The 10,814-nt window shown below is 61.5% G+C and carries 8 protein-coding genes and 1 tRNA gene; 4 read left to right on the forward strand and 5 right to left on the reverse strand.

Going from position 1 to position 10,814, the window contains the following annotated elements:
* Positions 1 to 63 precede the first annotated feature (63 nt).
* The 5 genes from yihA to rpmH all read right to left on the reverse strand — a co-directional run bounded on the left by yihA (position 64) and on the right by rpmH (position 4,213).
* On the reverse strand, positions 64 to 717 hold the full coding sequence (yihA, locus tag JNC62_RS16230; RefSeq protein ID WP_374840058.1) for a ribosome biogenesis GTP-binding protein YihA/YsxC: 654 nt from the start codon (positions 715 to 717) through the stop codon (positions 64 to 66).
* A 72-nt stretch (positions 718 to 789) separates the two neighbouring features.
* Positions 790 to 1,698 carry a DMT family transporter gene (locus tag JNC62_RS16235; RefSeq protein WP_374840059.1) on the reverse strand — a complete coding sequence of 303 codons (909 nt, stop codon included), beginning with the start codon at positions 1,696 to 1,698 and terminating at the stop codon, positions 790 to 792.
* A 167-nt stretch (positions 1,699 to 1,865) separates the two neighbouring features.
* Positions 1,866 to 3,653, reverse strand: coding sequence for a membrane protein insertase YidC (gene yidC, locus JNC62_RS16240; RefSeq protein ID WP_374840060.1), 1,788 nt, complete (start codon positions 3,651 to 3,653; stop codon positions 1,866 to 1,868).
* Entirely contained in the window at positions 3,653 to 4,042 is a 390-nt protein-coding gene (rnpA, locus tag JNC62_RS16245) for a ribonuclease P protein component (RefSeq protein ID WP_374840061.1), read from the reverse strand. The genes yidC and rnpA overlap by 1 nt, the downstream gene beginning before the upstream one ends.
* Positions 4,043 to 4,075: 33 nt before the next feature.
* Positions 4,076 to 4,213 carry a 50S ribosomal protein L34 gene (gene rpmH, locus JNC62_RS16250; RefSeq protein ID WP_108001706.1) on the reverse strand — a complete coding sequence of 46 codons (138 nt, stop codon included), beginning with the start codon at positions 4,211 to 4,213 and terminating at the stop codon, positions 4,076 to 4,078.
* 348 nt (positions 4,214 to 4,561) lie between these two features.
* Between rpmH and JNC62_RS16255 the strand changes: the two genes are divergently transcribed.
* The 4 genes from JNC62_RS16255 (at position 4,562) to JNC62_RS16270 (ending at position 10,476) form a co-directional block, all read left to right on the forward strand.
* Positions 4,562 to 6,565, forward strand: coding sequence for a methyl-accepting chemotaxis protein (locus JNC62_RS16255; RefSeq protein WP_374840062.1), 2,004 nt, complete (start codon positions 4,562 to 4,564; stop codon positions 6,563 to 6,565).
* 348 nt (positions 6,566 to 6,913) lie between these two features.
* Complete coding sequence (locus JNC62_RS16260; protein WP_374840063.1) at positions 6,914 to 8,386, forward strand: ATP-binding protein; 1,473 nt, start codon at positions 6,914 to 6,916, stop codon at positions 8,384 to 8,386.
* A gap of 330 nt (positions 8,387 to 8,716) precedes the next feature.
* Positions 8,717 to 8,793: transfer RNA gene (locus tag JNC62_RS16265), tRNA-Arg, on the forward strand.
* 552 nt (positions 8,794 to 9,345) lie between these two features.
* On the forward strand, positions 9,346 to 10,476 hold the full coding sequence (locus JNC62_RS16270) for a capsular polysaccharide export protein, LipB/KpsS family (protein WP_374840064.1): 1,131 nt from the start codon (positions 9,346 to 9,348) through the stop codon (positions 10,474 to 10,476).
* Positions 10,477 to 10,814 lie beyond the last annotated feature (338 nt).

A 10,814-nucleotide genomic window follows, 5' to 3' on the forward strand; every position in this document is an offset into this window, starting at 1 on the left:
CGACATAGGGCAGAAATCATGACGGGGTAGTGACGCGGATCAATTGAGTTCGTTTTCGAGCCTTCAGCGCGCGATCGTCGTCTCGATCGCCTCTCGCAGCATGTCGAGCCCCCTGCTCTTCTCGGACGACGTGGCAAGGATCTCCGGATAGGCCGCCGGGCGCTTTCGGATCTTCTCCGCCGTCTCCGCCACCAGTCGTGGAACGCCCGCTTCCTTGATCTTGTCCGTCTTGGTCAGGACCAATTGGTAGGACACGGCCGCCTTGTCGAGGAGGTCGAAGACGTCCTCGTCGTTCTTCTTGATGCCGTGGCGGCTGTCGATCAGGACATAGACGCGCTTGAGGGTCGAGCGTCCGCGCAAATAGTCGAAGACCAGCTTGGTCCATGCGTCTACCTGCTCCTTGGGCGCCTGCGCATAGCCATAGCCCGGCATGTCGACGAGGGCCATCGGCGGGAGATCGCCCGCCTCGCCGGAGTAGCCGTCTGGAACGAAGTAGTTCAGCTCCTGGGTCCGCCCGGGCGTGTTGGACGTGCGCGCCAGACCCTTGTGGCCGACCAATGCATTGATCAGCGAGGACTTGCCGACGTTCGAGCGGCCGGCGAAAGCGACCTCGGGCGGCCCCTCGGGCGGGAGGAACTTCATGGCGGGCACGCCGCGAATAAAGATCCACGGCCGGCCGAAGAGCGGTTTGTCGTCGCCGGATCTGGTCGAAGTCATCGTCTGGCCTTTCGAGCTGTCGGCTCCGACTTCACGGTTTCGGCGATCAAAGTCAAGCGGCAACCGGGCTCGTCAACGCCGCAGCTGGCGCCACATTTCGATGCCGAGATAGCACAGCAGCGCCGCCAGCACGATGATGCCGCCGACGATCGTCCGCTCGCCCGGGACTTCGGCCAGGAAGAGGGCAACCCAAAGCGGCGCCAAAACAGTCTCGGCGGTGCCGAGCAATGCAGCAAGCGCCGAAGGAACCAGGCGGGCGCCGGTGACAAACAGCGCAAGTCCAAGGCCGAAATTGAACGCGCCGAACACGACAAGTATCCCGAGCTCGGCGAAGCTGACGGAATAATCCGTCGCCTGCATCGCCGCCATGCCGCACGCCAGCACTGTTCCGGCGAACACCGCCGGCGTCATCCGCACGTGGGAGAAACGCCGGGTTATCACCGTGGCAGACGCGAAGGCGAAGGCGATCAGCAATGCGAGCGCGTCGCCAATCGGCGAGACCGTGCCGGTGAACGACCCCGAGACCATGACCGCAACGCCGCAAATGACGACGGTGATCGCGGCCCAGGTGTGCAGCGCTATTCGTTCACGAAACAGGACCCAGCTCATCAGCGCCGCGATCAAAGGAACGCTCGCCTGGATCAGCAGGATATTGGCGACGGTGGTGTGTGCGAGCGCAAGAATGAAGGACGTCGAGGCGGTCGCGAAACAAGCACCGACGGCCAGTCCCGGCAAACCCATCTCGGAAAACAGCTTCCGTGTCCCACGCACGCCATCGCGAACGAGCATGAAACCGAGAAGGAAGAGGGCGGCGAAGAGCGCGCGCCAAAACACGACCTTCCAGCCGTCCTCGATGTCGAGGAGGCGGGCCAGCGTGCCGCCGAAGCTCCAGACGATCGCCGAGCCGAGCACGAGTGCCGCGCCATAGCCACGCCTGCGGGCATCTGGATTGACGCTGGACTGAGTCACGGATGCGGACATGCTTGCGCTCGGCAACTGGAGGGTACGCTGACAGTATCACTGGCAGAATGCTTGCAGGACAGCCGCGTAGCAGCGACATCAGCAGGTCGCAAGTGCGGGAAATAGGGGTAGCGAAAAGAAAGAAGCCCCGGAGACCGGGGCTTCGAAGATGGCGGACGCGGATCCGGCTATTTTGCCGGATCGGCTTTTTTCCCGAACATGCCCCTCAGGTTGCTGAACAGCTCCACCTTGACGCCATGACGCTTCATGATGACCGCCTGCTGGATGATGGAAAGCGTGTTGTTCCAGGCCCAGTAGATGACGAGACCGGCGGGGAAGCTTGCCAGCATGAAGGTGAAGATGACCGGCATCCACGTGAAGAGCATCGCCTGGGTCGGGTCCGGCGGCGTCGGGTTCATGCGCATCTGCAGGAACATGGTGACGCCCATGATCAACGGCCAAACCCCGATGAGCAGCATATGCGGCACTTCGAACGGCAGGAGTCCGAACAGGTTGAACAGCGACGTCGGATCCGGCGCCGACAGGTCCTGGATCCAGCCGAAGAACGGCGCGTGCCGCATTTCGATCGTGATGTAGATGACCTTGTAAAGGGCGAAGAACACCGGAATCTGCAGCAGGATCGGCCAGCAGCCGGCCAGCGGATTGATCTTCTCCTCCTTGTAGAGCTGCATCATCGCCTGCTGCAGGCCCATCTTGTCGTCGCCGAACTTGGCCTTCAGCTCTTCCATCTTCGGCTGCAGCCGCTTCATGTTCGCCATTGAGGCGTATTGCTTGCTGGCCAGCGGGAAGAACACGCCCTTGACGACGATCGTCGTGATCAGGATGGCCACGCCGAAATTGCCGAAATAGCGGAAGAAGAAGTCAAGCAGCTGGAACATCGGCTTGGTGAAGAACCAGAACCAACCCCAGTCGATCATCAGGTCGAAGCGGGGAATGGAGAGGTTCGTCTTGTAACCGTCGATGACTGGCACTTCCTTGGCGCCGCCGAACAGCAGGTTCTTGACCTCGGCCTTCTCTCCCGGCGCGATGGTGATGGCGTCCTGGCGGAAGTCTGCCTGGAAGCGCGGCCGGCCGTCGGTGAAGTGTGAGAAGCGCGTCTGGTAGGGGATCGTCTGCGGCGGGACCAGCGCGGTCGCCCAGTACTTGTCGGTGATGCCGAGCCATCCGCTCGTAGCCGATCCCGGCTCGATGGTCGTGTCTTCCTCGGCGGCAGAGTACTTCACCTCGTGCAGGCCGAGTTCGCCGAGATATCCGATGAAGCCCTCGTGGAGGACGTAGATGCTGGGGGTGGTCGGCTTGGAGAAGCGGGTGATGCGGCCGTAGCTGGACAGCGAAACCGGCGCGGCCGCCGTGTTCTCGATCGAGTCGGTGACCTGGAACATGTAGTGTTCGTCGACCGAGACGGTGCGGACGAAGCGGATGCCCTTGTCGTTTGTGTAGGTCAGCGTGACCGGGGTGGTTACCGTCAGCTTGCCCGTGCCCTCCTGCGTCCAGACCGTCTGCGGGCCGGGCACCTGGCCGATGGTGTCGTTGCCGACGTAGCCGACCTCGGCAAAGTAGCCGTGTTCGGTCTCCGCCGGGCTCAGGAGCGTGATGATCGGGCTTGTACGATCGACCGTCTCGTGGAACTCGCGCAGCTTCAGGTCGTCAAAGCGCGCGCCCGTCAGGTTGATGGAGCCCAGCAGAGCGTCTGTCTCGATGGCGACGCGCGGCGAGGCGGTAACGGCGGCCTCTCGGCTTTCCGCCGTCGCACCGGGCACCGCAGCACCAGATGGCGACGGCGTCGTTGCCGTACCCGCCGTGCCCGCGTCCGGCTTGGGCTTGTCCAGTTCCGCCTGCATCTCGGCGACCGCGCGCTCGCGCTCGATCTTCGGATTGACGTAGAGGAACTGCCAGGCGATCAGGATCAGCACCGACAGCGCAATCGCCACGAAATAATTGCGGTTGTTTTCCATCATTCTTTCCCGGGGCCCGCGGAAGCCGGCCTCTTGTGTTTTTGTCTGTTGCTGATGCGCTCGCGAAGGCGGTCCTGCAATTCTGCGAAGGACGCATGAAGGATGTCGCGCCTGGCGACAATGACATAATCGTGTCCGGGCTGCATTGCAAACCCGGCAGAAAGCCGCACCGCCTCCTTCAGGCGGCGACGCATGCGATTGCGCTCGACCGCATTGCCGTGCTTCTTTGTTACGGTGAAGCCGACGCGCGGCGGCGTGTCCGGCTGGAGCCGGTCGCGCATCTCCAGGAGAAACAGCGGCCCCTTGCGCTTCTCCCCCTCCCGCACACAAAGAAACTGCGGGCGGCTTTTCAGCCGTCCGACAGTCAGTTTTTCGTCATTCTTCGTCATTGCCCGGCAATCTCGCTTCGGGCAAGCGCGGCCTTAGGCCGAAAGACGCTTGCGGCCGCGTGCACGGCGGGCGGAAAGAACCGCGCGACCGCCCTTGGTGGCCATGCGAGCACGGAAGCCGTGGCGGCGCTTGCGAACAAGCTTGGAAGGCTGATAGGTACGCTTCGACATTTATTTAATACCGCGGTGTGCGGCCCTTCTTGGGTTTGCGCTTAAGCAAGGAGCGTTACGTTCGCGGACACGACATTCCCTTCGGAATGGCGAGCCTGTCCGGACGTGGGCGGCTTATAGGGCGAAAGCAGCCGGAAAGTCAATTCCGGGTGGCCGGACCACCGGATCCGATACTACGACGCAGGACTGCCACGTTCCACCCCATCCGCGTCCGTGCCTTTGAAAGGCAACGCCGCCGGCCGGCTGTGCGCCGCGTTTGTTAGAATTCTCATTAACCTTTAGCGGATAGCGTCCCCAAAAATGCGCGCCCTGGGGCCGCGCTTTCTGACAGTGTCTGGGGGGACGCATATGAAGATTGGTACCAAGATCTACCTCATCGTCGGGGTCATGGGGTTGATTTCGATCCTTATCGGCGGGATGGCGCTCGGCGTCGTCTATCAATACAGCCAAAAACTGCGCCAGTACGAGAACGCCGCTGACCGCGCCTTTCTCGGCGAACACCTGAACCGCCAGGTCACGGCCGTGGTGATGGAGGCGCGCGGCGTCTACGGCTCGGCCACGACGGAAAAGGCAAAGAAATTCGCCGACGGGATCCTGAAGGAGCTCGACGGCATCGACAGGACCCTCGGCGAATGGAAACCGAAGGTTCCGCAGGCGCAAGTGCCGGCGTTCGAAGCCGTCGTCAGCCGCGCGGCGGAATTCCGCGCCTTCCGCGCCGAAACCGCCCGCCTCGGCACCGACGTTTCGCCGCAGGCCGCCAACGAGCAGGGCAACAATGAGGCGAACCGCGCCAACCGCAAGGCCTTCCAGGAGGAGATCGATGCGGTCGTCAAGGCCGACCGGGAGAATCTCGATGCCATCAAGGCCGACATCTCCGCCTTTGAGGCGCTGATGCTCACGCTTGTGTTGTCTACGGTTGTCGTCGGACTTGCCGCTGGCGGCGGAGCCGCCTTCTACGTGGCCACGAACCAGCTCAGCCGGCCCATCCAGAACGTGACCGAGACGATGAAGAGGCTCGCCTCCGGCGATCTTTCCACGGAAGTGCCCTATGGCGGCCGCAAGGACGAAATCGGCGACATGGCCGCGGCCGTCGCCGTGTTCCGCCAGAACGCCATCGAGGTGCGCGACCTCAACGCCCAGGAACAGGTCCTGCGCGAAAAGAGCGCCGACCTGCAATCGAGCATCGCGATGGTGGTGAATGCCGCCGCAGCGGGCGATTTCAAGCAGCGCATCACCAAGGATTATGGCAACGGCGACCTGAATCGGTTCGCCGCAAGCATCAACGAGTTGGTCGGCAGCGTCGACGCCGGCATCAACGAAACGCGCCGCGTCATCGCGCTGCTCGCCGAGGGTGACCTGACCGGCACGATGAACGGATCCTTCCAGGGTGCCTTTGCCGAACTGCAGACGAACGTCAACGGCACGCTGGCGGCCCTGCAAGGCGCGATGCGCGAGGTGCGCGCCTCGACGGACTCGATCCACGCCAACTCGGGCGAACTGCGCACGGCTTCGGACGACCTTTCCAAGCGCACCGAGCAGCAGGCGGCCGCGCTGGAAGAAACCTCCGCCGCACTCGAGCAGATCACCGCTGCCGTGAAGAACTCCACCGAACGGGCGCAGGAGGCCACCGTCATGGTCGGCGAGGCGACCCGCAGCGCCAAGCAGTCCGGTGAGGTCGTTCGCAACGCCGTCGATGCCATGGGCCGCATCGAACAGGCGTCGAGTGAGATCACCCAGATCATCAACGTGATCGACGAGATCGCCTTCCAGACGAACCTGCTTGCCCTGAACGCAGGCGTGGAAGCCGCGCGCGCCGGCGACGCCGGCAAGGGCTTTGCGGTCGTTGCCCAGGAGGTGCGCGAACTCGCCCAGCGCGCCGCCAGCGCAGCCAAGGACATCAAGGGCCTCATCACCAAATCGAGCGACGAGGTTGCGGTTGGCGTGAAGTATGTCCAGGCGACCGGCGAGTCGCTCTCCGACATCGAGAACCGCGTTTTGAAGATCAACGAATACATCCACTCGATCGCGACGGCAGCGCGCGAGCAGGCAACCGGCCTCCAAGAGGTTTCCACCGCGGTCCACCAGATGGATCAGGTCACGCAGCACAATGCGGCGATGGTGGAGGAAAGTTCGGCTGCGACCCATAAGCTCAACGCCGAGGCCGACAGCCTTGCAAGCCTTGTCTCCCGCTTCCGAACCGGCGGCGCGCAGCAGCATGCCGTCCCCGCTCAGGCGACGCACCGGCCGGTGGCGTCTCCCGCGCGCCGGATGGTGGGCCAGGTCGCGCGCGCCTTCGGCGGCCGTAGCGGCGCAGCCCAGGCGGTTGCCCAAGAGGGCTGGGAGGAGTTCTGATCCGACCACGCAGCACTTGCAAGGGGGCGGCGGGCCTGTTCCGCCGCCCCCTTGCGTTTGAAAGTATCTTGCTGCGCAGCAAGGGCCACCACTGCGAAACGGCATGGCATCGCAAGCGGCGCGATCGATCCGGCGAACACGCTATGGTCGGCTGTGCGGTTGGAAAGTGCCGACACATCCCCTATGATGGCATTCAATGCAGGACCGCGGCACGCGCGGATCCGACGTCGAGATAAGGGCGACAGCCTGCAGCCGCGCAGGCAAGAGGCGTCACGCACCCGGAGCGGCCAAGGAGAGTTCGTCGCCAGCATACCGCCATGCCGCTCGCGGAATGGCCAGGAGCCCGCAATGAAGGATAACGAAGCCCCCCCGATGCTGGGCGATGTGCCGATGCCGAGCGCGCTTTCCGGTCTTTCCGGCAGGCTGCTGTTGCTGACGGTCGCCTTCATCATGCTGGCGGAGGTGCTGATTTTCGTGCCCTACATTGCCAACATGCGGGTGCGGTGGCTCGGCGACCGGCTGAACACCGCTGCCGCCGCGGCAATCGTCGCCGACGGCTTTCCCCAGCAGGACCTTTCGCGTACGCTGCAAGACGAAACGTTGCTGGCGACAGGCACCAAAGCCATCGCCTTGCGGCGCCATGACGCCTCGAGGCTGATTGCGATCGCCGACATGCCGCCGAAGGTGGACGCACAGTATGACATGGCGGCCGTGGAGCCCTTCTCGGCGATTCGCGACGCGTTCGATACGCTGATCTTCGGCGGCAATCGCATCATTCGCGCCTATGGCCCGATCGGCGACAGCGATGCGACGATTGAAATCGTGCTGGCGGACAGGGCATTGCGCAACGCCATGCTGGTCTATGCGCGCAACGTGGCCTTCCTGACCGTCGTCCTGTCGGCGATTGCCGGCGGCCTGATCTTCTTTGCGCTCAACCGGATGCTGATCCGCCCGGTTCGCCGGATGACCGGCAGCATGCGCGACTTCGCCGCCGATCCGACCGATCCGGCCCGCGTGCTGCAGCCGTCCGCAGGCCGCGACGAACTGGCGGTCGCCGGCGTCCATCTCGCCGAAATGCAAAGGGCCCTGCAAGGAACGCTGCGGGAGCAGAAGAACCTCGCCGACCTCGGGCTTGCGGTTTCGAAAATCAACCACGACATGCGCAACATCCTCGCCTCCGCGCAGTTGATGTCGGACCGGCTGGCCGCTGTGGACGATCCCGTCGTCAAACGCTTTGCGCCGAAGCTCTTGCGGACGATCGACAGGGCCGTCGGCTACACCACCGACGTGCTCGCCTATGGCCGGATGCGCGAACCGGCGCCGCGTCGCCGGTTCCTGCCGTTGAGGCCGCTGGTGGTCGACGTGTCGGAGATGCTCGCAATCGACCCGCTTTCGGGGATCGACTTCGTCCTGCAGATCGACCCGGCGCTGGAGGTCGACGCCGACAGCGAGCAGCTGTTCCGCATCATCCACAACATCTGCCGCAACGCCTTCGAGGCGCTCACGCAGCACCCGGAGCGCGAGCGCGAATGCGGCCGGCTAACGGTGGCGGCGGTGCGGACCGGCAGCGTCGTCTCGATCACGATCGACGACACGGGTCCCGGCATGCCGGCCAAGGCCCGCGAGAACCTGTTCACCGCCTTCCGCGGCTCGGCGCGCTCGGGCGGCACGGGCCTTGGCCTCGCCATTGCCCGCGAACTGGTTCTCGCCCACGGCGGGACAATTGCGCTTGTGGAGAAAGCGGCCAAGGGCACGCAGTTCCGCATAGAGATTCCCGACCGTCCGGTCCCCCTGGCCGCCTTTCGCAACAAGGCCTCCTAAGCCACGCGCCTTTCAGACGCCTGGCACGCTTTGATTCCTTGGCGGTCTCGCATGTCTCTCGAAACCGGTTCCCGCTTTCGCAACAGGCGGGCGCGCCGCGCCTTGCCCTCTCAACGTCACTTGCCGTGCTTGAACCCTCCCGCATCTGGCTTACCGGAAACTGGCGGCCATTTCGGACGATCTTCGCTGGCTTTGCCGCACTCGTCGCTGTCGACGATACAGAGACGACACCCACCATGTGCAATTTTTTTTCCGAAAGGCGCTTGCATTAAAGCAGCGGACCATTTAGGAACTCGCTCGCAGCCGGGCGATACGCCCACCGCTAAATACGCACCCGTAGCTCAGCTGGATAGAGCACCAGACTACGAATCTGGGGGTCAGGAGTTCGAATCTCTTCGGGTGCGCCATTTCCTTCACTGCATTAGAATTAGTCTCGGTTTAGCCTGACTACCGTTGTCACACTGTAGTCACAGCGGGGCATGAATGGCGCCCGGGGAACGATACCGGATTAACAGTATCTCGCGCCATTTGATCGCTAGGATCGTCGCAAAGTGACCTCAGAGCGGATCACCTCCTACAGGGACGAACGCCAGGAGGCGCGCGCAGCGCATTATATTTGAATTCTGTGTTCAATGCTTTATAGCGTGATCTCGATCAACGCGAGAGACGTCACTGCGTCGCCTTAAGAGGCCGTAGCCGTAATCATCGTCGCGTACTTGGCTATGGGAACCCCATAAGCTGTACGGTTAGAAATAATCTCTACTTTGGCGGAACGTTAACGTGGTTAATAGCGAGTGATTAGTGAGGGACGTCGGGCAGCAGACCCGTCCGCGAGGCACCTCCCCCTTGCGGCCTTTGCAAGCAACGACTTCTAACACTGACCGGATCGCGCAATAAAAAGACCGTCATCCGACTTACCCAACCATCTCTAACGTGCGCGCATCAAAATGAAGCTTTCAATGGTGGTGATAATCTTTCGAGTTCTCCTGGTGAGTGTTTTCGCGCCCTACCAACTTGTCATGGCGTTATTTGCGCGAAAATTACCGCCGAAAGGTAAACCGCCATTGTTCTTGTTTGGCTTTACCCCATGGAAAACGTTCATTCATGATTGGTTCCCGGATCGGCGGATCATATTCACATCAACTAAAATGCTTCCGGTCGAGTTCAATCTGCACTGGAAGTGGCGCCTTCTCCGCGATCGCCGCTCCGAAGTTTTGACCTGGCAATACCAAGGACTTCCGATAGTCAAGAAATTCTGCCGGGAACGCGACATACCGTTCCAATATGTTGAGGATGGTTTTGTCCGGTCGATAAAGCTAGGCGCTCTTCATGCACCTCCCATGTCGTTGACTTTCGACAGACAGGATATGTATTTTAATGCCGAAGCCCCGACAGATTTAGAGAACATCCTCTCCAGTTACAATTTTGAGGCTGATGCTGCTCTAATCGAACGGTCAAGAGCATGTATCGCGCGCCTTCTGCATACTGGGATCAGCAAGTATAATTCCGGCGCAGCAGTTGATGCGACCGACCTATATGGGCCGAAGAGGTCGAAACGTATCCTGGTTATCGGCCAAGTCGAACGGGACGCTTCGATAGCGTATGGTTGTCGCCAACCATACACCAATAGCCAACTTTTGAAGCTGGCGCGGGACGAAAACCCTGCGGCGGAGATCATTTACAAGCCACATCCCGAGGTATTGAAGGGCATTGCACCAAACACCTTCAGCATCGATGAAGCGGGCGCGTCAACGCGTGTACTCGAAAAAGACATAAGCCTCGCTGACAGCTTTCCGACAATCGACCATGTGTATACGATTACATCGCTGTCGGGCTTCGAGGCCCTGCTTCGCGGACTAAAAGTTACGACCGTAGGCTGCCCTTTCTACTCGGGATGGGGACTCACCGATGACCGTCAGCCAAATCCACGACGCAATCGCCGACTCACCATTGAACAATTATTTGCGGGCGCCTACATTCTTTATCCTCGGTATTTTGATCCTGATACCAAGCGGTACATACAACTTGAAGAAGCCCTAGATATTCTCGCGCTTAAACGCGAACAGCTGTGTAATACGTATAGCGATTGATCCGAACTCATCGGGTCCGATTTCTTCGCCCAATAACATAGATTGGTCTTGCAGGGTTTGGGCCTGATGTGGTCGGCGGCTTCCGTTCCCGGCATCGAAATGTGACAAAGTGTGGCTTGCGGAAAGTCAAAAGAGGCAGACCCGTTCATGGAGCAACCGTAAGCATCTGGCGCCAGCATTGCCGCGCACCGGCAGAGCCTTTGGAACGTCACGCTATCTGCTGCCGCGCAGCGCGTCCGGATACGCTTCATTTGGAGGTAATGGCGGAGGGGATGGGTCTGACGTCCAACCTTCTCCAGTATAAGTCATTGATTTTATTTGATGCGCACAGCTGCTAC

The sequence above is a fragment of the Mycoplana ramosa genome, from assembly GCF_041930185.1.
Taxonomy (GTDB): Bacteria; Pseudomonadota; Alphaproteobacteria; order Rhizobiales; family Rhizobiaceae; genus Mycoplana; species Mycoplana ramosa.